This is a genomic window from Novosphingobium malaysiense, from assembly GCF_000802225.1.
Taxonomy (GTDB): Bacteria; Pseudomonadota; Alphaproteobacteria; order Sphingomonadales; family Sphingomonadaceae; genus Novosphingobium; species Novosphingobium malaysiense.
This window is the reverse complement of record NZ_JTDI01000002.1, coordinates 229275-253827: the sequence shown is the minus strand read 5'-3', so window position 1 is coordinate 253827 and position 24553 is coordinate 229275. Positions and strand designations below refer to the sequence as shown.

Genomic DNA, 24553 nt, shown 5'->3' with positions numbered 1-24553 from the left:
TTCCCGTCAGGCAGCAACCTCGAATATCACGCCATCGCGTCGGCGGTGACCGCTTCGCGCGGGGCTTCTTCCCAGCGGCCGTGGCCATAGTCGCCCGCAATCGTGGTGCGGTACATCAGGCGCTCTTCGTCCGGGTTGTTGCCCGAGACGCAGTGAAGCATGCGCAGGTTGTCCCAGATCGCCATGTCGGTGGGACGCCACGTGTGGTGGTAGCTGCAGGTCTCGGCGAGCCGGTTGATCTCCTGGCAGACCTCCTCGAGTAGCGCATCGCCCTCTGGCGTTTCGTCTCCGAGGATGCCCTGCGCCATGTAGGACGAGACGTGCAGGCACTTCTCGCCGGTCGGCCGGGTCCAGACCGCGGGATGGATCGCGCGCGGCATCGAGGCGGCCTGGGCCTTGAATTCCGGGCTCGACGGCTTGGGCTCGATCATGCGGTACTGCGCCGGGCGGCCGAACTTGAGTTCGTCGTACTGGGTGCTGAGAGTGTAGACGATCTCCTTGCCCTCGATCCGCTCGCGAAGGTCTTTCGGGAAGGCTTCGTACAGCGCGATACCGTCGAGAAAGCCCGTAATCCCGCCTTCTTCCACCCGCTCCACCGAGCGCAGCACGCCGGCACGGTTGAGTTCGTCGTTGTAGCAGTGGTCGAAGTGCCAGGGCAGCCAGTGCGAGACCTGCTTGCCATCCACTTCGACGATTCCGCGCCCGCGCTTGCTGCGGATTTCGATCACGCCGGGCATGCGGTCCGAATCGACGCGGCCAACGGCCTTCACCGGATGTTCCTTGAGCGGGCCGAAACAGCTCGAGAGAGCCAGCTGCATTTCATCGGACTGCTCGACATCCTCGAACACGATCATGCCGTGCTTCACGAACAACGCGTCGATCTCGTCGCGCAGCGCCTTGTCCTCAAGCTTCTCACGCGTGAGGCCGCCGATGCGGACACCGAAAGGAAGCCCTTCCTGCAGCGGGCGGACGTCTTCGAGGGGCATGTGTGATCTCCCGACACAAACTGGATTGCCAATAGTATTACTATGTAATACGTCTTGTTGAATAGTAACATGATACTTTGGAGATCGCGTGGCCGTCAAGCGCAGCCGCAGTGCTACCCGCATGCTCTCGGTCTTCGAGAGTATCGCCCATGCCCAACCGATCGGGGTCAGCGCGCTTGCCCGGCTGCTGGAGGCGGACAAGAGCGCGGTGCAGCGCGACCTGATGACGCTGGCCGATGCCGGCTGGATACGCCCGGCACCGGGGCTTGCGGGCCAGTGGGAACTCTCGCCGCACGTGCTCACCCTCGCCCGGCCGCCGCACAGCAACGAGAGCCTGCGCCTGCGCGCCGGGCCCATCCTCGAACGGCTGCGCACCGAGACCGGGGAGACGGCCTATCTGGCCGTGCCCGACGGCGATCACTTCGTGGTCATGGCCGCCGCCGAGAGCCACCATCTGCTACGCATGGTCCCGGCCATCGGCATTGTCATTCCGATGCAGGGCAGCGCCACCGCCCGCGCGGTGCTGCCCTATCTGCCAAAGGATCAGCAGGCGCAGATCCTGGGATCGCCGCCCGATGCGGGCACCCGCACCGAATTCGATGCGACTCGCACGCGGGGCTACACCGTCAACGACGAGGAACTGCAGGCCGGCGCGGTCGCCATGGCCGCGGCGGTGCTGGGGCCGGATGGATTGCCGGTGGGAACGCTGGTGCTGACCGGCCCCGCCGAGCGGCTGAAACCCGACCGCCGGGCGGCGATGGGCTCGCTTCTGAGCGCAGGCGCCCGGCAGCTTTCAACGGAAACCGGCTGAGCGGCTGGTCACGCGCTCGGGAGCAGGCTCACGGCGGCCGTTTCCGCAGGCGCCGCGCATTGCTCGTTGGATTTCTTTGCACCGCCGCCCAGCAGGGCAAGCACGGCAAAGCCGCCGACGAGAAGAACGCCGAACAGGATCGTGACCTTGCCAAGGTGCTTGTCGATGACCGCCTTGATCGGGGCACCGAAGAGCCGGAACAGCACGCCCACGGTCATGAAGATCGCGCCGCGCCCGACCAGCGCCGAAACGATGAAACGCACCGGGCTCATTTCCATGAAGCCGGCCATGATCGTCAGCAGCTTGAATGGTATCGGGGTCATCGCACCGAGCAGGACGGCCCATTCTCCATTGGCCTGGAAGTAGCAGCGCACCTTGGGAAAACTCTCCATCAGCCCCAGCGCGTTGAGCATCGGAACGCCGACCGTATCGTAGAGGAAGTACCCGATCAGGTAGCCGAATATGCCGCCGAGGACCGAAAAGATCGTGGTTATCGCCGCATAGCGCACCGCCTTCTTCGGCTCGGCAAGGCACATGAGGCCCAGGAGCGGATGCGGCGGGATCGGGAAAAAGCTCGATTCGACGAACGAGAACCCTGCCAGCCACCATTGGGCGTGGCGGTGGGCCGCCTTTTCCATCGTCCAGTCGTAGAGGCGGCGCAGCATCGAGGTCTCCGGAAATCCTTGCGAAGGCGTGCTTACCGGCGGTGCTGCGCCGCGGCAAGCGGCAAGCCTTTGTGGAGCACATAACCTATTTGGTTATTTTCGATTGACAGCGTCACGCCATTTAGGTACATATAGAGAACATCGCGATAAACCGAGTCGCCCCCATCCTCCTCTCCCTTGATGGGGAGATGTACGCGGGCTTGGCAGCTTGCCTGCCTGGCCGAAGTGGGTGGGGGTGACTTTTCAGCACCGCGCTCCCCTCACCCCCGTCCAACTGCGCCTAGGTTCGCTTCGCTCACCAAGGCTTCGTATCCTTCCCCCATCGAGGGGGAAGGAGATTATCCCATCCTTCAAGGAGATCCGCATGGCCAAGCAGCCCGCGCGCTCGAGGCCGCGCAACTGGCGCAAGGCGTTCCTTGCCGGACTGGCAGCCACCTCCAATGTCGCGGCTTCCGCCCGCAAGGCCGGTATCGGAACCTCCACCGTCTACGACCTGCGCCGCAGCGATCCGGAGTTCTACCGCGAATGGCAGGTCGCGCTGTGCGAGGGCTACGATCACCTCGAAATGAGCCTGCTGCAGCGCCTGCGCGAAGGCGAGATCAAGCCCGCCAGCGGCGCCAGACGCGGCACCCGCGTGTTCGACAATGCCACCGCGCTGCGCCTACTCGCTGCCCACCGCGAAAGCGCCGCGCGCCAGCGGGCGATCCACCAGAACCGCAATTCCGAAGCGATCCTCGATGCCATCAACGCCAAGATCGAGAAGATGCGCGAACGTTCGCTCAATGCCCTGCCCGCCCCGGACGAGGCGCCTGCCGGGAACGCCGATGCCGATCAGTGAGCAGCTTCGCATCCTGAACACGCTGACTCTGGAGGAACGACGGGAAAAACTGCGAACGCTGTCCGAAACCGAACGCGAGGAAGTGCAGACCCACTGGAAGCTCTGGGCCCGCAGCGAACAGCTCCCGCCGCCAGGCGACTGGCGCACCTGGCTGATCATGGCCGGGCGCGGTTTCGGCAAGACTCGCGCAGGCGCCGAATGGGCCCGCGCCGTTGCCGACGCCGATCCGCAGGCGCGCATTGCCTTTGTCGGCGCCTCGCTGCCCGAAGTCCGCGCGGTGATGGTCGAGGGCGAAAGCGGGCTGCTGGGCGTGTGTCCGCTACGCCACCGTCCGGAGTTCGAACCGAGCCTGCGGCGGATTTCTTGGCCCAACGGCGCACAGGCGCTGCTCTATTCGGCGGGCGATCCCGAGACGCTGCGCGGTCCGCAACACAGCCACGCCTGGTGCGACGAGATCGCGAAATGGGACAATGCCTCGCAGCGGGCGACCCGCGCCTGGGACAACCTGCTGTTCGGCCTGCGCCTCGGCGAGCTCCCGCGTCTGGTCGCAACGACAACGCCCCGCGCGGTGCCGCTGGTGCGCCGGCTGATGGAGGAGGCGGACGATGCGCTGGCGATCACCCGCGGTTGCACCGAAGACAATCGTGCCAACCTGCCCGACCGCTTCGTTCGCGATATTCGCCGCCAGTTCGGCAAATCACTGCTGGGCCGACAGGAGCTGGACGGCGAACTGCTCGACGATATCGAAGGCGCCCTGTGGACCCGCGCGCTGATCGAACAGCGCCGCGAAACCGAAGCGCCCGAGCTTGTCCGCGTGGTGGTGGGCGTCGATCCGCCCGCCTCCAGCGGCGGCGATGCCTGCGGGATCATCGTTGCGGGCCGCGCGGAGGACGGCACGGCACATGTTCTCGCCGATGCCTCGGTGCAAATGGCCAGCCCCGAACGCTGGGCCCGTGCCGTCGCCCGGACTGCCAGGGCCTGGCGGGTCGACAAGGTGGTTGCGGAGGCCAATCAGGGCGGTGCGATGGTCGCCAGCGTCCTGCGCGCGGCGGACATTTCGTTGCCGCTCAAGCTGGTCCACGCCAGCCGGGGCAAAGTCGCCCGCGCCGAACCGGTGGCCGCGCTCTACGAAGCCGGCCGCGTGCGCCACGCCGGGACGTTCCCGGAACTGGAAGACGAACTGTGCGGACTGATAGCGGGCGGCGCCTATCAGGGGCCGGGCCGCTCGCCAGACCGCGCCGATGCGCTGGTCTGGGCGCTGACCGAGCTGATGCTCGGGAAAGCGACTGAACCGCGGGTTCGGGTGACCTGAGCAGCTACGGGAAGCGGTGGCTTCTTCATTCTCCCCCTCCAGTGAACGGGAGGGATCGGGGGAGGGCATGTCCCTTTCCCTCCTCACGACACTGAACGCGAAAAACAGGCCCTCCCCTAGCCCCTCCCGCAAGCGGGAGGGGAACTATGCGACTTCCGGGCTTCGCCGGAAGGCCTTGCAGAAAGGAAATCCATGTCCTTCATCGATACGCTCGTCGCCGCCTTCAAGGGCGAGAGTGCGCGTGTGCCGCTAGCACGCGGGCCGGCTTCGCCATGGTTCTTCGCCGACAGCGGCGGCGGGCGTGCCCCCTTCGAATACAACGCCGCCATCCGGCGCGCCTATCTGGAGAATCCGGTGGCGCAGCGCGCGGTGCGGCTGGTGGCCGAAGGGATCGGCGGCGCGCCGCTGAAACCGGCGGATGCGAAACTCCTCGCGCTCGTCGGCGAAACCAGCGCCGGGCAATCGCTACTGGAAACGCTCGCCGCACACTTGCTCTTGCACGGCAATGCCTATGTGCAGGTGCTCAAGGATGCCCGCGGGCGGCCCGTCGAACTCTTCGCGCTGCGGCCCGAGCGCGTTTCCATCGCCGCAGGCGCAAACGGCTGGCCCAGCGCCTATGCCTACGATGTCGCCGGAAAGCGGCTGTCGATCCCGCTGCTGGACGAGGACGCTTCACCCAACCTGATCCATCTGCGCCACTTCCACCCGGCGGACGATCACTACGGCGCCGGATGCCTGAGCGCCGCCGATCAGGCCGTGGCAATCCACAACGCCGCCGCCGAATGGAACCGCCAGCTTCTCGAAAACGCCGCACGCCCCTCCGGTGCGCTGGTCTACGAAACCGAGGATGGCAGCGCGCTGACCGGCGAGCAGTTCGAACGGCTCAAGGCCGAGCTTGCCAGCGCCTTTGCCGGTGCGGGCAATGCCGGGCGGCCGATGGTGCTGGAAGGCGGCCTCAAATGGCAGACCATGGCGCTGAGCCCGGCGGACATGGACTTCGCCACGCTGAAGGCGGCGGCGGCGCGCGACATCGCGCTCGCTTTCGGGGTGCCGCCGATGCTGCTCGGCCTGCCCGGCGATTCGACTTACGCCAACTACCGCGAGGCCAACCGCGCCTTGTGGCGGCTCACCCTGCTGCCGCTCGCCGCGAAGATCTTCGCCGGGCTGTGCGAGGGCCTCTCGCCCTGGTTCCCCGAGGCCGACCTCGCCGTCGATCTCGACCGGGTCCCCGCACTCGCCGAGGACCGCGAACGGCTCTGGGCGCAAATCAGCGCCGCGGACTTCTTCGACCCGCAGGAAAAGCGCGCCTTGCTCGGCCTGGGTGAAATGAAAGGAACATTTCATGAACAGAAATGACATGCTGGCCGAACTGCTCGCGCAGGCGGCGGACGAAGGCAGCGATCTCGTCACGCTGCGCGCGATCGTCGAGGAAGCGAGCGAGCGGGGCGCGTCGCGGATGCTCGAACGCGTCGGGCTCGACGATGAAAGCGCCACGCAGGACCTCTCCGAACTGCGGCAGCTTCTGCAGGCCTGGCGCGATGCCAAGTCGAGTGCGCAGACGGCGGTGATCGGCTGGGTGGTGCGGGGGCTTCTCGCCTTGCTGCTGCTGGGCCTCGCCGTCCGGCTCGGCGCGACGGAGCTGCTGCGGTGACCCTTCGGCAAGCTCAGGATGAGCGGCTCCGCTTCGCCGGTTACGCCGCCCTGTTCGGCAAGCGCGACGCCGGGCGCGACACGATCCGGCCCGGCGCTTTCGCCCGCACGCTGGCCGCGCGCCGCGATCCCCTCCCGCTGTTCTGGCAGCACCGCGCCGACCAGCGCCTCGGCTGGGTCGAAACCGTGGCCGAAGACGAACGCGGCCTGCGGGTTATCGCCGGAATCGACAATCCCGAAGGGGCCGCCGGCATGGCCGTGAAGCGCGGCGTCGTGACCGGCCTCTCCTTCGGCTATCGCGTCCGCGAAAGCCTGCGCACCCGCGAGGGCCGCGAGCTGATCGAGCTCGACCTCTTCGAAGTAAGCCTCGTCACCCACCCGATGCAGCACGGCGCGCGGGTGCATCTTGTATCCTCCCCGGCACGGGGAGGGGGACCACTCGACGAGTGGTGGAGGGGCACACGCCGCCAGACCTGCCCTCTCGCCGTTCCGTAAACCGCCTGTGCCCCTCCCCTCCCCCCGCCGGGGGAGGATTTCTTCCCCACACGAAAGGTATCTGCCCCATGGAAACGCCAACCGAATCCCTCGACGCCTCGTTCGATCTCGTCGCCCGCCAAGACGCCACCGAACAGGCCGTCGAAACCCTGCGCGGCGACGTCGATGACGTGAAAGTCCGCCTCGACAAGGTCAGCCGCGCCGCAGCCCGGCCCGCGCTCGACGGTGCCAGCGCGCCGAGCATGGAAGTGAAAGGCTTCGTCGACGGCTACCTGCGCCTTGGCCGCGAGAGCGAGATCAAGTCGCTGAGCGGCACGAGTGGCGCCGAGGGCGGCTATGCCGTGCCGCAGGAAATCGATGCGATGATCGCCGCAAGGCTCAAGAACATCAGCCCGATCCGCGCCATCGCCCAGGTCGTGCAGACAGGCTCGGCGGGCTATCGCAAGCTCGTCACCACCGGCGGCACCGCCTCGGGCTGGGTGAGCGAAACCACCGCGCGGCCCGAAACCGATACGCCGACATTCTCCGAAATCGCCCCGCCCTCCGGCGAACTCTACGCCAATCCTGCTGCCAGCCAGGCGATGCTCGACGATGCCGCCTTCGATATCCAGTCGTGGCTGGCAGACGAGATCGCGATGGAATTCGCCCGTGCGGAAGGCGCGGCTTTCGTCGGCGGCAGCGGCACCAACCAGCCCAAGGGCTTCCTCACCGGCGCCACCAGTGCTTCCGGCGACGCGGCGCGGCCGTTCGGCATGTTGCAGCACCTCGTCTCGGGCGATGCCAATACGCTGGGCAGCGTGGTCGAGCTGGTGCTGATCGACCTCGTCCACGCGCTCAAGGCCGGGCACCGGCAGGGCGCAAGCTGGGTGATGAACTCGGCAACGCTGGCCGAAGTGCGCAAGCTCAAGACCTCGGACGGTGCATTCCTGTGGCAGCCCGGACTGGTCGATGGCCAGCCCGACCGCCTGCTCGGCTATCCGGTGGTCGAGGCCGAGGACATGCCCGACATCGCCGCGAACGAATGCCCCATCGCCTTCGGCAACTTCCGCGCCGGCTACTTGATCGCCGAACGCAGCGCGACCGCGATCCTGCGCGATCCCTTCACCAACAAGCCCTTCGTCCACTTCTACGCCACTAAGCGGATCGGCGGGCAAGTGCTCGACTCCGACGCGATCAAGCTGCTCAAGATCGCGGCCTGACCGTCCGCCGCGATCGCGTCCGCGCCGCTTTCCCTCCCCGGCGGCGCGGGCACCCCTCCTCTGCGAACGGAGACGTTCATGAACCGCGTCATCCTTACGCCCGCCGTCCTGCCCGGCGCGGCGCTGGCCGAGCTCAAGCAATGGCTCGGCATTACCACGACGGGCGACGACACGCCGCTGCTTTCGCTGCTGACAACCGCGCTCGAGGTCTGCGAGGGCTTCACCGGCCAGATGCCGCTCGAAGCCGAGTGCGAGGAAGTGCTGGGCGCACGCGCCGGGTGGCACACGCTGGCCACGCGCCCGGTTCAGGCGATTTCGGGCGTGGAAGTCATCGCTGCCGACAGTTCGCGCTCTGCACTTGATGCCGGATCGTACGAAATCGACCTCGATGCCGAAGGGGCGGGACGCATTCGCCTGCCCGAAACCGGCGCGCGTGTCGCCGTCCGCTTCACTGCGGGACTGGCTGCAGACTGGGCCGCCCTGCCCGAGAGCCTGCGCCACGGGTTGATCCGCCTCGCTGCACATCAGCACCGCGAGCGCGAGACCGAAGGCGCCGCCCCGCTGCCGCCCGCTTCGGTCGCGGCGCTGTGGCGGCCCTGGCGGCGGATGCATCTCGCATGAGCGGCGGCATGATCGACGCCGAAGCGGACTTCGCATCGCTCGCCTCCCGCCTTGCCGGAAAAGCCCGTGCGCTCGCCATCGCCCACATCGGGGCCCGTGCGCTGGCCCGGCGCCACGATGCCCGGCGATGGCGCCGCGCCCACCTGCTCTGGCCTCTGTTCGCGAAAGGATAGGCTATGGAAATCGCCTTGCGCGCTGCCCTCATCGCCTGGCTTGCCGCCGATCCCGCGCTATCCGGCCAGCTCAACGCCGTGGTCGAGGAGGCCCCGTCGCGTACCAGTCCGCCCTGGCTCGCCCTCGCTGCCAGCGCCAGCACCGACTGGAGCTGCAAGACAGCAAGCGGGCGCGAAGTGCGCGTTGCGCTGGAACTGCATTGCCGGGGAGACGCGCCCGGTGCCGCCGCCGATCTGGTGACCGCCATCGAGGCGCGAATCGAAAACCTGCCCCGGGCGCAGACCGGCTTTGCCGTCGCCACCATCCGGTTCCTGCGCGCCCGCGCCGAACAGCGCGGCCAGAACCGCCGCGCCGTGCTGCTCGAATATCGCTTCCGCCTGCTGGCGGAATGATCCCTCGCCCAGCCATTCAAGGAGAACCCCATGACCGCCCAGAAAGGCAGCGCCTTCCTCCTCAAGATTTCCGACGGCGGCGCGCCCGCCAGCTATCAGACCGTCGCCGGACTGCGCACCACGCAGATGTCGGTGACAGGCGAAACCGTCGTCGTCACCAGCAAGGATAGCGGCGGCTGGCGCGAACTGCTCTCCGGCGCCGGTGTCCGTGCGGTTTCAGTGAGCGCGGCCGGGATATTCCTCGGCAGCGCGGCCGAAGCGCAGGTCCGCGCCAATGCCATGGCCGGCACGCTCGACGACTACCAGCTCAGCTTCGAGGACGGCGAGAAGCTGCAAGGCCGCTTCCTCGTCCAGCGGCTCGACTATGCCGGCGATTTCAACGGCGAGCGCAACTACACGCTCCAGCTCGAAAGCTCGGGCGAGGTCGTCTCGGCATGAGTGCCAATGCCCTGCGCGGCGAGTCCACGCTGATCATCGGCGGCGTCCCGCATGTCCTGCGCCCCACTTTCGGCGCGCTCGTCGCGGCGGAAGAGGAACTCGGTCCGCTCTTCGCGCTGGTCGAACGGGCTGGCGCGGGGGAGCTGCGCCTGAGCGAAATGACCACGCTGTTCTGGCACTGCCTGGAACGACGCACCGAAATCTCCCGCGAAACAGTTGGCGAAGCCGTCATGACGCAGGGCCTTGCCGCCTGTGCTGCACCCTTGCGCGTGCTGCTCTCGCAGATCCTCAAGGGCGCGGGATGACGGGCCTCCAATTTGCCCCAGCCGCTCTCGCCCTTTGCGCGCTTGCCGCCCGCACGCTGCATTGGCGTCCACCCGAATTCTGGGCGGCCACACCCGCTGAACTGGCGGCGGCGCTGGGGCTGCTTGCGCCCGGCGATGCCGCGCCCGGTCTCGACCGGCCAACCCTGCAACGGCTGATGGAACACGATCATGGACGATGAAATCGACAGCCTGCTGGTGGAAGTCCGCGCCGGTACCGAAGGCTTTGCCCGCGATATCGCGGCCATGCGTGCCGCCGTGGACGCCGATCTCGTTTCCGGCTTCACCAGAGCCGGGCAGGCCTTGGAAAAGGGCCTCGCCGGCGCGATCCGCAGCGGCAGCCTGGGCTTCGACGATCTCAAGCGCATGGCCCTGTCCACCCTCGACGAGATCGCCGGACAGGCCGCGCAAACCTTGCTCGGGAACTTGGGCCAAGGCTCCGGCGGGAGCGGCGGACTGATAGACTTCGCGGGGCTGTTCACCGCCGCGCTCGGCCTTCCCGGCCGCGCGACGGGCGGCAATGTCGCACCGGGGCGCGGCTACGTCGTCGGCGAGCGCGGTCCCGAGGTCTTCGTGCCGACTTCTGCCGGGCGCATCGAGGGCTCATCGCACCCGACCAGCCGCGACGTTCGCGTCGCCATCGCCGTCAACACCCCGCGAGGCAGCACTACACCGCAGTCGCTCCAGCGCTCCTCGCGCCAGGTGGCGAGCGCGGTGCGGCGCGCACTGACCCAATCCTGAGCGGAGAGGCATCATGGCATTCTGGCTTGCCGATAAGCGGCAGGGGCAGGCGAGCGGCTGGATCACCCGCTTCGATCCGCGCTTCTGGACCGTCAATTTCCCGCGCCCTATGGTGGCGACGGTCGTCTCGACCGGACCCGATGCCCTGCGCGTCGACGCCTCTTTCCTGCGCAAGGGCGATCTGGGCGGGCTGATCTGGACCAGCGAAGATGCGCTGGACCACCCGCTGCTCGCCTACAAGACCGACCGCAATTACGCGCATACGTCGTTCGCCTTCCGCTGGCGCTCCAGCGGGGTTCTGCCGCTCGATGCGGTATATGGCCCGACGCTGACCATCGAAGGCCGCGACGAGAACGGCGCTGCGCGAACCTGGTACGTGCGGCTCTGGAACTACGCCGAGGGTACCGGTGAAGATGCCCTGATCACCTTGCGCTTCTCCGACCTGCAGGCCGGTTTCTCGCTACCGGGCGAGCCAGTCTGGCCGGAGGACATCGACCGCATGTTCATCTCCTTCGCCCCGCCCGGCTACGACGGCAGCACCGATCCGCTGCCCGTCGAAGCCGAAGGCTGGATCGAGATGAGCGAAATCGCCACTGACGGTGCCCGCGCGATGCTCGAAATCGGCGACGTGGTGGTGCCGCCGCATGGCCTCGCGCTAGCAACCGGGTTCGACGATCAGGGCGTGCAGACCCCGGCGCGGCTGCTGCGCAATGCCCGCCAGCTCGGCTATCGCGGTTCGCTGGTGCTCTACGTCGGCATGAGCCACTACTTCCGGCTGGTGGCGCAGTCCGGCACCTATATTGCCGGGCAGACCGCCGATCCGCTCAACACCCCCACCCGCGTCTGGCATGAAGCGGTCTTCGCGGAAGCCACCGCGATGGGTTTCAGCCCCATCGCCTCGCTCTCTTACGAACTGCTCGACCAGCACTGCCCCGAGGACTGGAAGCAGCGCGACCATCAGGGCAATCCGGCACTGACCGGATGGTCGCCACCCTCGACGCTGCTGTCCCCGGCGAATGCGCAGGCGATGGCCTGGCTGCAATCGGTCGCCGCGGCCTTCACTGACCTAATGACCGAAACCGCAACGCCGGTACGCTTTCAAGTGGGCGAGCCGTGGTGGTGGACGTTCCCCGATGGACGCATCTGCCTTTACGACGCGGCCGCGACCGCGGCGTTCGGCGGGGCGCCGCCGGCCATTCCGGACATGCGCGCCGGCCTGAACGCAGCGCAGACCGATCTGCTCGATGCCGCCGGCGCGCTGCTCGCGCAATCGACCGCCGATCTGGTGAGCGCCGTGCGCGCGGCTGCCGATCCCGCACCCGCCGAGGCGCTGGCACTGGTATTCACGCCCACGCTGCTCGCCGCCGAGATGCCTGAACTGAAGCGTGCGAACCTGCCCCTGGGCTGGGCCTCGCCCGCCTTCGACCGGCTGCAGGTGGAGGACTACGACTGGCTCACTGCCGGCGCCGACGGCCTGCGCCGAAAGGCCTATGCCGAAGTGAACCAGCGGCTCGGCTATCCACCGGCGCAGCAGGACTATCTCGCCGGCTTCGTGCTCGATCCCGCTGAAAGCGACCAGTGGTTGCGGATCGATGCCGGGATCGACGAAGCGCTTGCCCGCAGCCCGCACGAGATCGTCGTCTGGGCGCTGCCGCAGATCGCGCGCGACGGATACGTGCGCTTGCCCTCCCCAGACACGACAGGAGCCGCCGACATGCAGGCTTTCGACGACGTATCCTACCCGCTCGCGCTGGGGCGGGATGCAACGGTCATTCCCGAATTCTCGACCAGCGTGGCGGTGACGGCGTCCGGTTTCGAGCGGCGCAACAGCCAGTGGTCGAACGCGCGGCTGCGCTTCGATGTCGGGCCGGGCGTGCGCTCCGAAGCCGAACTCGGCACGCTGATCGGCTTCTACCGCGCCCGTCGCGGACCGGCGCGCGGTTTCCGCCTGTGCGACCCGAGCGATCACAGCTCGAACGGCATGACCGGCGTGCCGACGGCGCTCGACCAAACCTTGGGCATCGGCGACGGGTTGAAAACCGAGTTCGCGCTGATCAAGGCCTATGGCGACGGCGAAGATGCGCAGGTTCGCCGGATCACCCGGCCCGACTTCGCGACGGTCTCGGTTTCCATCGATGAAGCGGTCCAGGCCGGCAATTGGTCGCTGGGCGACGGCGGCGTGATCGCCTTCGATACGCCACCGGCAAACGGCGCAGTCGTGAAGGCCGGCTTTCTCTTCGACGTGCCTGTCCGCTTTGCAGAAGACCAGCTCGAGATCTCCGGCGCCGCCTTTGCGGCCGGCGAGGCGCCCAGCGTGCCCGTCGTCGAAGTGCGGGAGGCATCATGAGCAGGGTCTGGTTCGCCGGCGATCTCGAAACCGCCGCCACTTTCTGGCGTGTGCTGCGCCGCGATGGGGTGACGCTGGGTTTCACCACGCATGACCGCGATCTGTGGTTCGACGGCGTGCTCCACCGCGCCTCGCCCGGCATGGTGCCTGCCGCCATCCGCAAGTCCGCCGATCTGGAGCCCGACAGCGCCGAGGTGCGCGGCGCCCTCACGCACGAGGCGATCACCGGCGAAGACCTCGCCGCCGGACGTTTCGACGGCGCTCAAGTGCGCATCGGCGTGGTCGATTGGGAAACCCGCGACCGGGAGGTGCTCTATGCCGGCATCATCGGCGCCATTCGGGAAGAAGATGGCGGCTTTTCGGCGGACCTTGTCTCACGCAAGGCGGAATTGCACCGCGACCCGGTACCGCGCACCAGCCCGACCTGCCGGGCGGCCTTTTGTGGACCGGGCTGCAATCTCAATCCGATGCGCTTTTCCCGGGAAGTGTCGCTGTCGTCGGTCGATCCCGCTACCAATTCGGTACAGTTTGCCGAGGCAATTGATGTCGACCTCTACGTGGGCGGCACCCTGCTCTGGCTGGACGGCCCCGAAGCGAGTTTCGTGTCGGGCATCGTCGCCGGCAATGGATCGGGTGGACTGGTATTGGACAGGCCGATCGACGAGACCATGCAGAACGGAACGCGGGCAAGACTGCGCGAAGGCTGCGACCACACGCTCGACACCTGCGGCGAACGCTTTGCCAACGCCGCGAACTTTCGCGGCGAACCGTTCCTGCCGGGAAACGACCTGCTGACCCGCTATCCCCCGCCCGCAGGATGACAGGTGCCGCCCTGGCGCAGGCCGCGCGGGCGCTTATCGGCTGCCCCTTCCTGCTGCACGGACGCGACCCGCGTACAGGACTGGACTGCATCGGCGTGCTGGAAGCGGCCCTGACAGCGTGCGGCATCACGACGCGCCTTCCCAACGCCTACACCCTGCGCACGCGCTGTCTCCCGCCACTGGAGACCCTGATCGGCCTGCTCGGTCTGCGCGATGCCGAGGGGCCCGCCACGGTCGGAGACGTGCTCATCGTCCGCCCTTCGCCGTGCCAGCATCACCTGGCCATCGCGACCGCGCCGGGCAGTTTCGTCCATGCCCACGCGGGCCTGCGCCGCGTCGTCGAGGGGCCGCTGCCACGGCACTGGCCCGTGGTCCGCCATTTGCGCCCCACCACCAAGAGGACTTGAGATGGCAACCATCGTATTCAATGCCGTGGGCACCTACCTCGGCGGCCCGGTAGGCGGAGCCATCGGCTCGCTGGTGGGCCGTCAGGTCGATACCGCCCTGTTCGGCACCAACCACCGCCAGGGGCCGCGCCTCACCGAACTCGCGGTCAGCACCTCGAGTTACGGACAGGCGTTGCCCCGCCACTTCGGCCGCATGCGCGTGCCCGGCTCGATCATCTGGGCCACCGATCTGGTCGAGCACAGCGAGACCGCTGGCGGCGGCAAAGGCTCTCCGTCGGTTACCACCTACAGCTATACCGCCAACTTCGCGGTTGCCTTCGCAAGCCGCCCGATCAAGGGCATCGGCCGCATTTGGGCCGATGGAAAGCTGCTGCGCGGGGAAGCCGGAGACCTCAAGGTCGGCGGCGCGCTGCGCATCCATCTGGGCGCAGGCGACGAGGCGCCGGACCCGCTCATGCTCGCCGCCGAAGGTGCCCGACGCTGTCCCGCACATCGCGACCTGGCCTATGTCGTGTTCGAAGACCTCGAACTGGCGGAATACTACAACCGCATTCCCGCACTCACGTTCGAGATAATCGCCGACGACGGCTTCACTCTCCAGGATATCGTCGGCGAGGTCATCGAGGATGCGGACGCCGACGTATCGCTGCAGGGCATGGCCGGATTCAGCTGCGATGGCCGGCTGGCCGACAGCTTGCAGGCCTTGGGGCAGGTCATCCCGCTCGAGGCCGACGCCGGCGGCGAGCACCTGCGCATCTCGCGCGAACGGCTGCAGACCGGCCCGGTCACGCTCGGCGACGCATTCGTGAGCACCGAAGACGATGCCTTCGGAGGCGGCTCGGGATATTCCCGCCAGCGGGCCCCACTGCCCCCTCAGCCGCCGACAGCGCTGCGCTATTACGAGCTCGAGCGGGACTTCCAGCCCGGCGTGCAGCGTGCCTCCGGGCGCGCTTGTGCAGGCTCGCCGTCGGTGGTCGACCTGCCCGCCGCCCTCGACGCGGCAACGGCGCGGGCACTGATCGAAAGGACGGCCCGGCGCATCGACTGGACGCGTGACCGCGCACAATGGCGCACCAGCGCGCTCGATCCGGCGGTGGCCCCCGGCAGCATCGTAGCGCTGCCGCACCTGCCAGGCACTTGGCGCGTCGCGGACTGGGAGTGGCGCGGCAGCGGCGTGGAACTGTCGCTGACACGGGTCCTGCCGAACGAGGCGGACATCGCGCCGCAGCTGCCTGCCGACCCGGGACGGGCAGGCCTGCCCCCCGACGAGCAGCCCGGACCGACGGCGCTGGTGGCCTTCGAACTGCCACTGAGCGGCCCGGACATCAGCGCGGATAGGCCTCGCATATTTGCCGCGGTTTCCAGCTCCAGCGCGAGTTGGCCCGGTGCCGCTCTCTATGCGGACCGCGGCGACGGCGAGCTCAGGCCGCTCGGTCCCAGCGGTCGCGCCCGCAGCGTCCTGGGCACGGTGACGAGCCCTCCTGCGACCGGCACCCCACTTCTCTTCGACCGTCACTCCACACTCGAAGTATCGCTGGTCGATCCGGCCATGGCGCTCATCTCGGCAGATGTGCGGCAGCTGGCGCTCGGCGCCAACCTGGCCCTCGTGGGCGAGGAAATCCTCCAGTTCGCAAGGGCTACATCCCTCGGCCAGGGAAGCTGGCGGCTGGAGGGACTGCTTCGCGGCCGAGGCGGGACCGAAAGCACCATCGCCAGCCATTCCGCCGGAGAGGCCTTCGTCCTGCTCGATTCCAGGCCGGTGATGCTCGATGCGGGCATTCTCGGCAGCGGAGGGGAGCGGGAGGTCGTGGCCCTCGGGCGTGCCGACGCGGCGCCTGCCACATCCCCGGTCCTGCTCGGCGGAATAACCTTGCGGCCGCTTGCCCCGGTACATCCGCGTTGCTCCGTCGGGCCGGACGGATCGCTGTCCCTTCACTGGACGCGCCGCGCCAGAGGGGGCTGGCAATGGCAGAACGGCGTGGACGTGCCGCTCGTCGAACAGAGCGAGTCCTACCTCGTGACCCTGGGGCCGATCGAGGTGCCCGTTGCACGGTGGTTCACCAGTCGGCCCGGCCTCGATTTGTCGGCGGCCGAGCTCACACAGCTCTCGCCGCAATTCCGGGACGCACCGGTGCTGGTGCGCCAGCAAGGCACCCACGCGCTGTCCGACCCACTGCTGCTGTGTGCCCTTCCATGACACGGCTTCCACCCAGGAGATCTTCATGACCGACCCGCTAATGTTCGACAGCGCCAGCCCGCGCTTTGGCCTCCCCTTGCTCTACGCGGAACAGGCCCAGAAGGAAGTCTTCGTAAACGAGGCCTTCGTCCTTACGGATGCACTGCTCCATTGCAGCATCGAGGGCGAAACCGGTACGCCGCCACCCGCTCCGACGCAGGGAGAGACGTGGCTGGTCGCGGCTGGAGCCACGGGGGATTGGGAAGGTCGGGAAGGCGCGCTTGCGTGTTTCAGCGCGAATAGTTGGACATTCATCCAACCGCGCGATGGCCTGCGTGTCTTCGATGTCTCCACAGGCCAGGAAAATCTTTTTTTTGGTTTTTGGAGAAAAGCTTCCGCCCCACTGGAACCCCAGGGCGGGACGACCGTTGATGTCGAAGCCCGGGCCGCGATCGGTCTGCTGATCGACGCCCTTCGGGTAGTGGGTGCCTTCCCAACGGAATAACAGGTTGTAACAAACAGGGGTTATTTAGTGACGTGTTCTGTCTGACCAAGACGCCGAAACTATCTGCAGGCGCACAAAATAGCGACATTATTGCAACAGTCGCGATGAATGTGCACTTGCACGCAGTTTACGGAGGGGTTAGACACTCGCTGCACTCGGTGGCTCCATATCTCTTTAGTAGGGGAAACGTATGAGGAAACTCGTCATTGGACTGGCGCTGGCATCTACTGCCATTGCCACGCCCGCGTTCGCGCGTGACGACTCTTGGTATATCGAACTCGGCTTCGGCGGCATGATCGTCGAAGATGCCGACGTCGATATTGACGGTGTCAACAACGCTGAAACTATCGATTTCGACAAGGGCTGGGACGGCGGTGCTACGCTCGGTTACGATTTCGGCGCGTTCCGTCTCGAAACCGAAGCGAGCTATCGCCAGGCCAACCTGAATGACATCAGCGGCGATGCCAGCAACCTGTCGTTCATGGCCAATGGTCTTCTCGACTTCGGTCCCGATGACGGCATTCAGGGCTTCGTCGGCGGCGGTGTCGGCGTGGCTCGTGTCGATGTCGACAACATCGACGATTCCGACAGCGGTTTTGCTTGGCAGATCCTTGCCGGCGTTCGCGCCCCGATCAACGATCACTGGGACGCGGGCCTGAAGTACCGCTTCATGAACGTCGACAACGTCGACCTCGTCGCCCCGACCGGCGAGCAGCTCAGCACCCGCTGGCGTTCGCACTCGCTGCTCGGCACGCTGACCTACAACTTCGGCGAACCGGCTGCTCCGCCGCCGCCTCCCCCGCCGCCTCCGCCGCCGCCTCCGCCGCCCCCGCCGCCCCCGCCGCCTCCGCCGGCAGTGGTCTGCAACAAGGGTCCGTACATCGTGTTCTTCGACTGGGATAAGTCGGACATCACGCCGGAGGCCGCGACCATTCTCGACAGCGCGATCAGCGCCTACGGGAACTGCGACAATGTTCCGATCATGCTGGCCGGCTACACCGACCGTTCGGGCACCGTGCAGTACAACATGGGCCTGTCCGAGCGTCGCAACGACTCGGTCCGTGCGTACCTCACCAGCCACGGGATCCCCGACGGCGCGATCTCGAGCCAGGCGTTCGGTGAAAGCAATCCGCGCGTTCCCACCGCAGACGGTGTGCGCGAACTGCAGAACCGCCGCGTCGAGATCACTTACGGTCCGGGTTCGGGCATGTAAGCGAACCGGCAACGGTCAAGAGAATTGGGGCCCGGAGAAATCCGGGCCCCTTTTCTTTTGCCTGAGGCGAACTCCGACAGGCCTCTGGAACCGGCGACTGGAAGCCCGCCCGGTACCGGCGCCGACGCGATTTCAGGCGGCGTAGGGCGTGGGGTCGACCAGACCGGCTTCCGCAAAGCCCGTCCTGCGCAGCCGACAACTGTCGCACAGCCCGCAGGCGCGGCCATCCGGTTGCGGATCGTAGCAGGACCAGCTCATCCCGGCATCCAGCCCCAGGCGATCCGCTTCACGTGCGATGTCGGCCTTGCCGAGATACTGCAGTGGAGCGTGAATTTTTACTTTCTGTCCCTGCGCGCCAGCCTTCGTCGCCAGATCGGCTATGCTCTCGAAGGCGGCAATGAATTCGGGCCGGCAATCGGGATAGCCGGAATAATCGAGGGCATTGACGCCGATAAAGATGTCATGCGCGCCCAGGGCTTCGGCCCATGCCAGTGTGAGCGAGAGAAACACGAGGTTGCGTGCAGGCACGTAAGTGACCGGGATATCGTCGCCAACACCCTCCTTCGGCACATCGATGTCGTCGGTGAGTGCGGAACCGCCGAACTGGCGTAAATCCAGCGGCAGCACGACGTGACGGTTTGCACCGAGATGCTGGGCGATCGTTCCCGCCGCTTCGATTTCGCGGCGATGACGCTGGTTGTAGTCAATGGTGAGCGCGTTGATTTCGAAGCCGGATTCACGCGCGATGCCGGCGGAGACCATGGAATCGAGACCGCCGGACAGAAGCACGACAGCCTGCCTTGCTTGCGGGGAGGAAGAATTCTGCATGGCTTTGCGCTACGCCGGTTGCGTCATGCTGGCAACGGAAAGGCATCGGATCAGTTGCGGCAGGCTCCGACCCTTCGTCCTTCCTCCACCAGCGAAAAAGGCAGGCCGTTCACAATGCCCTGGCTGTCGATCTGGACAAGCCGATTAGTCTCCCGCCTAATGTGGGTCCTGCCGTAGCCCCGCCCCCGGCAGGTATACTGGACCGTGATTTCGTCGGGTTTGTCTTCGACCACCACGCTGCTGCACGCCATTCCGCGGTGCTTCAGCCGGATCAGTTCGCGCCCGTTTTCGACGCACAGTTTGTGAACGGCGGCGCCATCCCCTCTTTCGCGAAGCTCCCACGCACCTTTATCGAGTTCATCGAGCATGCCCAATGAAGGCTTCTGGCTGTATGCCGGAACCGCGACGCCCCCCATGGCCGCCAAGGACAATACTGCGTAGCGAATTTTCAACTTCGTTCCCCGAAACCAACGCCTCCGACAGATTCCACTTTTACATGTAACCGATGCCAGTTGCAGCAACTTAAGCACATTGCCGATGAAGCAGGCCTTAAGCGGGTATCCGAAGTATCTTGGAACAAAATGCGCAATCGACTGGAATTAGTCCATCGGGATCGCGCATTTCTTCTCTTTGATCTTCCGGAAAACGCGAGAGAATCTTCTGGTAGTGCTCCACCGTGCACCGGCACCCACGCGCCAGGGGTGCAAGCGGCTCGACCCGCACTTCCTCTTCCTCGTGGAACAGGCGCCAGATCAGCTGTTCCAGAGTGAGTATGGGATCGACCAGTTCCTCCGGCTGGATCGTCGCAGCCAGGATAGATACATGTTCCCAGTCCGGGTGCTCCTCGCCGGCATGCAACCGTTCCTTGCCTTCCTCGCTGTCGGGAAGGTGCTGGAGCAGCAGACCGCCTGCATTGCATCGCGGCCCGTTCGTCCGGACCGCCACGCGGATGAGCGAGGGAATCTGCTCGGACTGCGCAAAGTAGGTTTCGCAGGCCTGGGCCAGCGACTCCCCTTCCAGCGGAACGACGCCCTGGTATCTCTCCCCGGTGGCAGCCAGATCGAAGGTTATCGCCAGATAGCCCTTGCCGAACAGCGCTTCCAGGTTCGGGTTTTCGCTCAGGCCTTCAAGCGCCGCATCGTCGTGGCGCACGTAACCGCGCACCTCCCCATCTCGGTAATCGCAGACCAGCAAATCGACCGGGGCGCCCTCCGACTGGGCCTGAATGGTCATTTGCGACCCCTCTTCCTTGAGGAGCGCTCCCATCAAGGCGGTCAACACCAGGGCTTCGGCAAGCAGATGCTTGATGACGGGAGGATAATCGTGCGCCGAAAGAACGGTCTCCAGCACGGGACCGAGCCGTACGACCCGTCCCCGCGCATGCCGGGCGGGAACCGAAAAGGCCAGCACCCGGTCGAAACCGGTGTCGTGGCGGATCAGATAGTCGTCGGTCACAGCTTTTCCAAAGCCCAGAGCAGGACAGACTTCTGTGCGTGAATGCGGTTTTCGGCTTCATCCCAGACCACCGACTGATGCCCGTCGATCACTTCGTCGGTAACTTCCTCGTTACGGTGCGCCGGCAGACAGTGCAGAAACCGGGCTGCCGGTGCGGCCAGCGCCATGAGATCGGCATTGACCTGATAGGGCTGCATGGCCGCCACATGCTTTTCGCCGCCGGGCTGCCCCATGGAGACCCAGGTATCCGTCACGACGATCTGCGCCCCGGAGACCGCCTCGCGGGGATCATTGGTCAGGATCACTTCGCCACCGGCGGCGCGTGCGCGCTCGATGAAGCCGACATCCGGCTCGTAGCCCGGAGGACCACCGATGCGGATGGTGAACTTCATGAGGCCCGCCGCCTCGATCAGCGAATTTGCGACGTTGTTGCCGTCTCCCAGCCAGGCCATCTGGAGCCCGGGCAACGCGAAGCCCTGCTCGACCACCGTCAGCAGGTCCGCAACGATCTGGCAGGGATGCGAAAGGTCGGTGAGGCCATTGATCACCGGCACATCGGCATAGTGTGCCAGTTCCTCGATCTTGGCGTGGTCATCGGTCCGGATCATGATCGCATCGACCATGCGGCTGAGGACGCGCGCCGTGTCCGCCACGGTTTCGCCGCGACCAAGCTGCGTGCTTCCCGATTCCATGATCAGCGCCGACCCGCCGAGTTGGCGCATGGCCATGTCGAACGACACCCGCGTGCGCGTGGAATTCTTCTCGAAGATCATTGCCAGAACATGCCCCGCAAGCGGCGCATCCATGTCGGGGCGCGCCTTGGCCCAGTCCTTGCGCAGCGACTTGCGGTCCATGGCGTCATTGATCATGGCGGCCAGCGCATCGCCGCCGGCATCGGACAAGCTCAGGAAGTCATGCGCCATCACCCCGCCTCCTGCGGCTGGTAACTCTCCGCTCCTGCGGACAGCTTTTCCATGAATTCGTCGATGTGGCTGTCATCGATCACGAGCGGCGGCAAGACACGGACCACGTTGTCGCCCGCGGCAACCGTCAGAACTCCGTGATTGTCCCGCAGATGCGCCACGAAAGGCCGCGGTTCAGTCTTGAGTTTGATGCCGATGAACAGGCCACGCCCGCGCACGCCCTCGAACAGCTCGGGGTAGTTGCCGATGAACTGCTCGATGCGCGCCTTGAGCCGGTCACCCTTCGCCCGCACCTCCGCGAGGAACGTCTCGTCGGGCACTACGTCCAGTATGGCTCCGACTGCCGCCATGGCGAAGGGGTTGCCGCCATACGTGGACCCGTGCGTGCCGAACACCATGCCGCGGGCAGCCTTTTCGGTCGCGAGGCAGGCCCCCACCGGGAAGCCGCCGCCGATACCCTTGGCCGTCGCCATGATGTCGGGCTCGATGCCGTACTGCTCGTAGGCATAGAAAGTGCCGGCGCGGCCGACACCGCTCTGCACTTCGTCAAGCACCAGCATCAGGTCATGTTCGTCGCACAGCTTGCGCAGGCCCTGCAGGAATTCATCGCTAGCCTCGCGAATCCCACCTTCGCCCTGGATCGGCTCGACCAGGAAGCCGGCGGTGTTGGGGCCGATGGCCGCCTTGGCCGCCTCGAGGTCGTTGAAATCGCAATACTTGAAGCCGGGAAGCAGGGGCAGGAAGCCCTTGTGCATCTTGTCCTGGCTGGATGCGCTGATGGTCGCCATCGTACGGCCATGGAAGGCATTGTTGAACGTGATCAGTTCAAACTTGTCCTCGTTGCCCACGGACTGGTGATAGGCGCGCGCGGTCTTGATAGCGCATTCCACCGCTTCTGCACCGGAATTGGTGAAGAACACGGTATCGGCGAATGTCAGATCGACCAGCCGCTGGGCAATCTTCTCCCCCTGCGGGCTGCCATAGAGATTGGAGACATGCATGAGCGTCTCGGCCTGCTTCTGGATCGCGCCGATCAGCCCCTTGTGCGAATGCCCGAGGGCATTGACGGCGATGCCGCTGGCAAAGTCCAGGAATCGGCGACCGTCCTCGCTGATGAGATGGCAATGTTCTCCGCGCACGGGCCGAACGCCGCAACGGGGATAAACAGGCATCAGCGGTGTGATCGACATGTCGGCATTCCTTGAAACTGTAGTGTGATGTGAAGATCGGAAACGACAAATGGCGGCCCTTACCGGACCGCCATTTGCGCGCATTTATGCTTTTGCAACCTCCCGGTCAAACCACCGGGAGCAGAGCGAGCAGGTTCAACCCTGATGCGGCACAAGGTTGACCGCCGAGTACTTGCCTCGTCGATCGACCTCGATGTCGAATTCCACCCGGTCGCCTTCGTTGAGGCCCGGCATGCCCGAACGCTCCACGGCGCTGATGTGGACGAAAGCGTCAGCCTGCCCATCATCGCGGGTGATGAAGCCGAAACCCTTCATCGAGTTGAAGAACTTGACCGTGCCGGTTGCCCGTTCGCCGGTCAGCTGGCGCTGCGGCGCCGCTTCGCGCTTTTCGACCGGGATCACGTCGCCCACGACCACCAGGTCGCTGGCGGAAATCTTGCCGCCGCGATCGACGAGCTGGAATTCCAGTTCCTGCCCCTCTGCCAGGCCTTCCAGGCCGGCGCGTTCGACTGCGCTGATGTGCACGAACACATCGTCGCCGCCTTCATCACGCTGAATGAAGCCGAAGCCTTTTGCAGAGTTGAAGAACTTGACCGTGCCCTTGCCCTGTCCGACGACCTGGGCAGGCATGCCGCCGCCACGCGGGCCGCCGCCGAAACCACCACGACCGCCACCGCCGCCGCGCGGGCCACCGCCGAAACCGCCGCCGCGGTCGTCGCCACCGCCGCCGAAACGATCGCCTCCGCCAAATCGGTCACCACCGCCGAAGCGATCCTGGCCACCGAAACGATCCTGACCGCCGAAGAACGGATCGAAATCGTCCTCTCCAAACCGATCCCGCTTGTCGCGTCCCCTTCCGCGACGACCTCTATCAAAACCCATCTTTACGAACGTACCTTCACAACGCCCCAAAAGCATTCGCCCGGACACGTGGACGAAACCGCGCCGGGCGTCAGGTAAGGAGCCGGGATCATGGCCCAACCCTTTCCTGCAATCATGCCTCTTACACGAGTCTGCGCCCAATAGCGAACACAAATACGTGGCTATTTCGAATAGGTCGCAGCCGCCGAAAGATTTTAACCTGCTATTTGCCTTGCATGTTCGGTCTACCGGGTATTGAAGGTCGCAGTGCAAGAGCTCGATTGGGCTCCAAACGGTCCTTTTTACGGAGAAATCCATGTTCCGCCAGATCACCGACACCGTATTTGCAAGCCCGCAGATCGACAAGGACGCCGTGGCGCAGGCCAAGACGATGGGGATCGCACGGATCATCAACAATCGTCCGGAAGGCGAAAGCGACGACCAGACGCCCGGCTCCGAAATCGAAGCGGCCGCACGCGATGCGGGAATCGACTACGTCGCGATTCCCGTGACTCATGCGGGATTCAGCCAGGCCCAGGTCGACGCCATGCATGAAGCTCTCGAAAGCGCGCAGGGCCCGGTGCTGGCCTACTGCCGTTCGGGAACCCGCTCGACCCTGCTGTGGGCGCTGGCACGTGCCAAGGCCGGCGACAACCCGGCGGCGATCGCCTCGAAGGCGGCAGCGGCCGGCTACGATGTCACGCCCGTACGCCAGTTGATCGACATGCTCGCAGCGGGAAAATGACCTAGAGAGCCAGTTCGCCGCGTTCCCCGGTCCGGATGCGGACCGCGTCGGACAGCTCGAACACGAAAATCTTTCCGTCCCCGATTTCCTGGTTGTTCGCCGCCTGGCGCACCACCTCGAGGACCTTCGCCTCGATAGCATCGGGCACGGCCATTTCCAGCTTGAGCTTGGGCAACATGCTCGAGGTGTATTCCGCGCCGCGATAGACCTCGCTCTGGCCTTTCTGCCGCCCGTATCCGCTTACTTCCGTGACGGTGAGCCCCAGGATCCCCGCCTCGGCGAGCGCTTCCTTCACCTCGGTGAACTTGAAAGGCTTGATGATGGCGGTGACGAACTTCATGGCTACCCCCCGCTTCCCTGCACGTTGCCATAGATCCGCCGAGCGGCGTGACGTCGCCCTGCCGTAATAGTGTTCCACATTGTAGGACCGCAGGAAA

General features: G+C 66.0%; 30 protein-coding genes. 21 read left to right on the top strand and 9 right to left on the bottom strand.

Annotated elements, in window-relative coordinates:
* Positions 1–26: 26 nt before the first annotated feature.
* Positions 27–986, bottom strand: coding sequence for a TauD/TfdA dioxygenase family protein (locus tag LK12_RS06125; protein WP_039280735.1), 960 nt, complete (start codon positions 984–986; stop codon positions 27–29).
* Positions 987–1074: 88 nt separating this feature from the next.
* Here LK12_RS06125 and LK12_RS06120 point away from each other — a divergent pair, with 88 nt between their 5' ends.
* Positions 1075–1797 (top strand): IclR family transcriptional regulator, encoded by a 723-nt coding sequence (locus LK12_RS06120; protein WP_052223217.1) that lies wholly within the window; start codon positions 1075–1077, stop codon positions 1795–1797.
* Positions 1798–1805: 8 nt separating this feature from the next.
* Here LK12_RS06120 and LK12_RS06115 read toward each other — a convergent pair whose 3' ends face one another.
* On the bottom strand, positions 1806–2462 hold the full coding sequence (locus LK12_RS06115; RefSeq protein WP_039280734.1) for a YqaA family protein: 657 nt from the start codon (positions 2460–2462) through the stop codon (positions 1806–1808).
* A gap of 364 nt (positions 2463–2826) precedes the next feature.
* On the opposite strand from LK12_RS06115, the gene LK12_RS06110 reads away from it, so the two are divergent.
* The 19 genes from LK12_RS06110 to LK12_RS06025 all read left to right on the top strand — a co-directional run bounded on the left by LK12_RS06110 (position 2827) and on the right by LK12_RS06025 (position 18114).
* Positions 2827–3300: a hypothetical protein gene (locus LK12_RS06110; protein WP_039280733.1), complete on the top strand. Its 474-nt coding sequence runs from the start codon at positions 2827–2829 to the stop codon at positions 3298–3300.
* Positions 3287–4612 (top strand): DNA-packaging protein, encoded by a 1326-nt coding sequence (locus LK12_RS06105; RefSeq protein WP_039280732.1) that lies wholly within the window; start codon positions 3287–3289, stop codon positions 4610–4612. Before LK12_RS06110 ends, LK12_RS06105 begins: the two co-directional genes overlap by 14 nt.
* 192 nt (positions 4613–4804) lie before the next feature.
* Complete coding sequence (locus tag LK12_RS06100) at positions 4805–5968, top strand: phage portal protein (protein WP_039280731.1); 1164 nt, start codon at positions 4805–4807, stop codon at positions 5966–5968.
* Positions 5955–6263: a DUF6127 family protein gene (locus tag LK12_RS06095; RefSeq protein WP_039280730.1), complete on the top strand. Its 309-nt coding sequence runs from the start codon at positions 5955–5957 to the stop codon at positions 6261–6263. Before LK12_RS06100 ends, LK12_RS06095 begins: the two co-directional genes overlap by 14 nt.
* On the top strand, positions 6260–6757 hold the full coding sequence (locus tag LK12_RS06090) for an HK97 family phage prohead protease (protein ID WP_082010390.1): 498 nt from the start codon (positions 6260–6262) through the stop codon (positions 6755–6757). Before LK12_RS06095 ends, LK12_RS06090 begins: the two co-directional genes overlap by 4 nt.
* Before the next feature lie 68 nt (positions 6758–6825).
* Entirely contained in the window at positions 6826–7956 is a 1131-nt protein-coding gene (locus LK12_RS06085; RefSeq protein WP_039280729.1) for a phage major capsid protein, read from the top strand.
* A 78-nt stretch (positions 7957–8034) separates the two neighbouring features.
* Entirely contained in the window at positions 8035–8577 is a 543-nt protein-coding gene (locus LK12_RS06080; RefSeq protein WP_052223216.1) for a head-tail connector protein, read from the top strand.
* Positions 8574–8750, top strand: coding sequence for a hypothetical protein (locus tag LK12_RS24570; protein WP_156135415.1), 177 nt, complete (start codon positions 8574–8576; stop codon positions 8748–8750). Before LK12_RS06080 ends, LK12_RS24570 begins: the two co-directional genes overlap by 4 nt.
* A gap of 3 nt (positions 8751–8753) precedes the next feature.
* On the top strand, positions 8754–9143 hold the full coding sequence (locus LK12_RS06075; RefSeq protein WP_039280728.1) for a DUF3168 domain-containing protein: 390 nt from the start codon (positions 8754–8756) through the stop codon (positions 9141–9143).
* Positions 9144–9173: 30 nt separating this feature from the next.
* A complete protein-coding gene (locus LK12_RS06070; protein ID WP_039280727.1) occupies positions 9174–9581 on the top strand; it encodes a phage major tail protein, TP901-1 family in 408 nt (135 codons plus the stop codon).
* The gene (locus tag LK12_RS06065) at positions 9578–9886 is read left to right on the top strand and encodes a gene transfer agent family protein (RefSeq protein ID WP_039280726.1); all 309 of its coding nucleotides are present in this window, start codon (positions 9578–9580) and stop codon (positions 9884–9886) included. The genes LK12_RS06070 and LK12_RS06065 overlap by 4 nt, the downstream gene beginning before the upstream one ends.
* Positions 9883–10086: a phage tail assembly chaperone gene (locus LK12_RS06060; protein WP_039280725.1), complete on the top strand. Its 204-nt coding sequence runs from the start codon at positions 9883–9885 to the stop codon at positions 10084–10086. Before LK12_RS06065 ends, LK12_RS06060 begins: the two co-directional genes overlap by 4 nt.
* Positions 10076–10645, top strand: a complete 570-nt coding sequence (locus tag LK12_RS06055; protein ID WP_039280724.1) for a hypothetical protein — start codon at positions 10076–10078, stop codon at positions 10643–10645. The genes LK12_RS06060 and LK12_RS06055 overlap by 11 nt, the downstream gene beginning before the upstream one ends.
* A 13-nt stretch (positions 10646–10658) precedes the next feature.
* A complete protein-coding gene (locus LK12_RS06050; RefSeq protein WP_039280723.1) occupies positions 10659–12992 on the top strand; it encodes a DUF2460 domain-containing protein in 2334 nt (777 codons plus the stop codon).
* Entirely contained in the window at positions 12989–13813 is an 825-nt protein-coding gene (locus tag LK12_RS06045) for a DUF2163 domain-containing protein (protein WP_039280722.1), read from the top strand. The genes LK12_RS06050 and LK12_RS06045 overlap by 4 nt, the downstream gene beginning before the upstream one ends.
* Positions 13810–14220, top strand: coding sequence for an NlpC/P60 family protein (locus LK12_RS06040; RefSeq protein ID WP_039280721.1), 411 nt, complete (start codon positions 13810–13812; stop codon positions 14218–14220). The genes LK12_RS06045 and LK12_RS06040 overlap by 4 nt, the downstream gene beginning before the upstream one ends.
* A 1-nt stretch (position 14221) precedes the next feature.
* Positions 14222–16417, top strand: coding sequence for a GTA baseplate fiber-binding domain-containing protein (locus LK12_RS06035; RefSeq protein ID WP_052223215.1), 2196 nt, complete (start codon positions 14222–14224; stop codon positions 16415–16417).
* A gap of 25 nt (positions 16418–16442) precedes the next feature.
* Complete coding sequence (locus LK12_RS06030) at positions 16443–16901, top strand: DUF2793 domain-containing protein (protein WP_039280720.1); 459 nt, start codon at positions 16443–16445, stop codon at positions 16899–16901.
* A 190-nt stretch (positions 16902–17091) separates the two neighbouring features.
* The gene (locus tag LK12_RS06025) at positions 17092–18114 is read left to right on the top strand and encodes an OmpA family protein (RefSeq protein WP_039280719.1); all 1023 of its coding nucleotides are present in this window, start codon (positions 17092–17094) and stop codon (positions 18112–18114) included.
* 132 nt (positions 18115–18246) lie between these two features.
* Here the strand turns inward: LK12_RS06025 and queC are convergent, their stop codons facing one another.
* The 6 genes from queC to LK12_RS25285 form a co-directional block, all read right to left on the bottom strand.
* Positions 18247–18942, bottom strand: a complete 696-nt coding sequence (gene queC / locus LK12_RS06020; protein WP_039280718.1) for a 7-cyano-7-deazaguanine synthase QueC — start codon at positions 18940–18942, stop codon at positions 18247–18249.
* A 50-nt stretch (positions 18943–18992) separates the two neighbouring features.
* Positions 18993–19310 carry a hypothetical protein gene (locus LK12_RS06015; protein ID WP_331454127.1) on the bottom strand — a complete coding sequence of 106 codons (318 nt, stop codon included), beginning with the start codon at positions 19308–19310 and terminating at the stop codon, positions 18993–18995.
* Positions 19311–19491: 181 nt separating this feature from the next.
* Positions 19492–20397, bottom strand: a complete 906-nt coding sequence (gene hslO / locus LK12_RS06010) for an Hsp33 family molecular chaperone HslO (protein ID WP_082010389.1) — start codon at positions 20395–20397, stop codon at positions 19492–19494.
* Positions 20394–21320, bottom strand: coding sequence for an ornithine carbamoyltransferase (argF, locus tag LK12_RS06005; RefSeq protein WP_039280716.1), 927 nt, complete (start codon positions 21318–21320; stop codon positions 20394–20396). The genes hslO and argF overlap by 4 nt, the downstream gene beginning before the upstream one ends.
* A complete protein-coding gene (locus LK12_RS06000) occupies positions 21320–22510 on the bottom strand; it encodes an aspartate aminotransferase family protein (RefSeq protein WP_039280715.1) in 1191 nt (396 codons plus the stop codon). Before LK12_RS06000 ends, argF begins: the two co-directional genes overlap by 1 nt.
* 135 nt (positions 22511–22645) lie before the next feature.
* The gene (locus LK12_RS25285; RefSeq protein ID WP_039280714.1) at positions 22646–23392 is read right to left on the bottom strand and encodes a cold-shock protein; all 747 of its coding nucleotides are present in this window, start codon (positions 23390–23392) and stop codon (positions 22646–22648) included.
* Positions 23393–23687: 295 nt separating this feature from the next.
* Between LK12_RS25285 and LK12_RS05990 the strand changes: the two genes are divergently transcribed.
* Positions 23688–24116, top strand: a complete 429-nt coding sequence (locus LK12_RS05990; RefSeq protein WP_039280713.1) for a TIGR01244 family sulfur transferase — start codon at positions 23688–23690, stop codon at positions 24114–24116.
* 1 nt (position 24117) lies between these two features.
* On the opposite strand, the gene LK12_RS05985 is transcribed toward LK12_RS05990, so the two are convergent.
* Complete coding sequence (locus tag LK12_RS05985) at positions 24118–24456, bottom strand: P-II family nitrogen regulator (protein ID WP_039280712.1); 339 nt, start codon at positions 24454–24456, stop codon at positions 24118–24120.
* Positions 24457–24553 lie beyond the last annotated feature (97 nt).

Bases quoted from the DNA above. Each gene is read 5' to 3' on its own strand.
- LK12_RS06125 (WP_039280735.1), bottom strand. From the start codon at position 986: ATGCCCCTCGAAGACGTCCGCCCGCTGCAGGAAGGGCTTCCTTTCGGT.
- LK12_RS06115 (WP_039280734.1), bottom strand. From the start codon at position 2,462: ATGCTGCGCCGCCTCTACGACTGGACGATGGAAAAGGCGGCCCACCGC.
- LK12_RS06110 (WP_039280733.1), top strand. From the start codon at position 2,827: ATGGCCAAGCAGCCCGCGCGCTCGAGGCCGCGCAACTGGCGCAAGGCG.
- LK12_RS06105 (WP_039280732.1), top strand. From the start codon at position 3,287: ATGCCGATCAGTGAGCAGCTTCGCATCCTGAACACGCTGACTCTGGAG.
- LK12_RS06100 (WP_039280731.1), top strand. From the start codon at position 4,805: ATGTCCTTCATCGATACGCTCGTCGCCGCCTTCAAGGGCGAGAGTGCG.
- LK12_RS06095 (WP_039280730.1), top strand. From the start codon at position 5,955: ATGAACAGAAATGACATGCTGGCCGAACTGCTCGCGCAGGCGGCGGAC.
- LK12_RS06085 (WP_039280729.1), top strand. From the start codon at position 6,826: ATGGAAACGCCAACCGAATCCCTCGACGCCTCGTTCGATCTCGTCGCC.
- LK12_RS06080 (WP_052223216.1), top strand. From the start codon at position 8,035: ATGAACCGCGTCATCCTTACGCCCGCCGTCCTGCCCGGCGCGGCGCTG.
- LK12_RS24570 (WP_156135415.1), top strand. From the start codon at position 8,574: ATGAGCGGCGGCATGATCGACGCCGAAGCGGACTTCGCATCGCTCGCC.
- LK12_RS06075 (WP_039280728.1), top strand. From the start codon at position 8,754: ATGGAAATCGCCTTGCGCGCTGCCCTCATCGCCTGGCTTGCCGCCGAT.
- LK12_RS06070 (WP_039280727.1), top strand. From the start codon at position 9,174: ATGACCGCCCAGAAAGGCAGCGCCTTCCTCCTCAAGATTTCCGACGGC.
- LK12_RS06065 (WP_039280726.1), top strand. From the start codon at position 9,578: ATGAGTGCCAATGCCCTGCGCGGCGAGTCCACGCTGATCATCGGCGGC.
- LK12_RS06060 (WP_039280725.1), top strand. From the start codon at position 9,883: ATGACGGGCCTCCAATTTGCCCCAGCCGCTCTCGCCCTTTGCGCGCTT.
- LK12_RS06055 (WP_039280724.1), top strand. From the start codon at position 10,076: ATGGACGATGAAATCGACAGCCTGCTGGTGGAAGTCCGCGCCGGTACC.
- LK12_RS06050 (WP_039280723.1), top strand. From the start codon at position 10,659: ATGGCATTCTGGCTTGCCGATAAGCGGCAGGGGCAGGCGAGCGGCTGG.
- LK12_RS06045 (WP_039280722.1), top strand. From the start codon at position 12,989: ATGAGCAGGGTCTGGTTCGCCGGCGATCTCGAAACCGCCGCCACTTTC.
- LK12_RS06040 (WP_039280721.1), top strand. From the start codon at position 13,810: ATGACAGGTGCCGCCCTGGCGCAGGCCGCGCGGGCGCTTATCGGCTGC.
- LK12_RS06035 (WP_052223215.1), top strand. From the start codon at position 14,222: ATGGCAACCATCGTATTCAATGCCGTGGGCACCTACCTCGGCGGCCCG.
- LK12_RS06030 (WP_039280720.1), top strand. From the start codon at position 16,443: ATGACCGACCCGCTAATGTTCGACAGCGCCAGCCCGCGCTTTGGCCTC.
- LK12_RS06025 (WP_039280719.1), top strand. From the start codon at position 17,092: ATGAGGAAACTCGTCATTGGACTGGCGCTGGCATCTACTGCCATTGCC.
- queC (WP_039280718.1), bottom strand. From the start codon at position 18,942: ATGCAGAATTCTTCCTCCCCGCAAGCAAGGCAGGCTGTCGTGCTTCTG.
- LK12_RS06015 (WP_331454127.1), bottom strand. From the start codon at position 19,310: ATGCTCGATGAACTCGATAAAGGTGCGTGGGAGCTTCGCGAAAGAGGG.
- argF (WP_039280716.1), bottom strand. From the start codon at position 21,320: ATGGCGCATGACTTCCTGAGCTTGTCCGATGCCGGCGGCGATGCGCTG.
- LK12_RS06000 (WP_039280715.1), bottom strand. From the start codon at position 22,510: ATGTCGATCACACCGCTGATGCCTGTTTATCCCCGTTGCGGCGTTCGG.
- LK12_RS25285 (WP_039280714.1), bottom strand. From the start codon at position 23,392: ATGGGTTTTGATAGAGGTCGTCGCGGAAGGGGACGCGACAAGCGGGAT.
- LK12_RS05990 (WP_039280713.1), top strand. From the start codon at position 23,688: ATGTTCCGCCAGATCACCGACACCGTATTTGCAAGCCCGCAGATCGAC.
- LK12_RS05985 (WP_039280712.1), bottom strand. From the start codon at position 24,456: ATGAAGTTCGTCACCGCCATCATCAAGCCTTTCAAGTTCACCGAGGTG.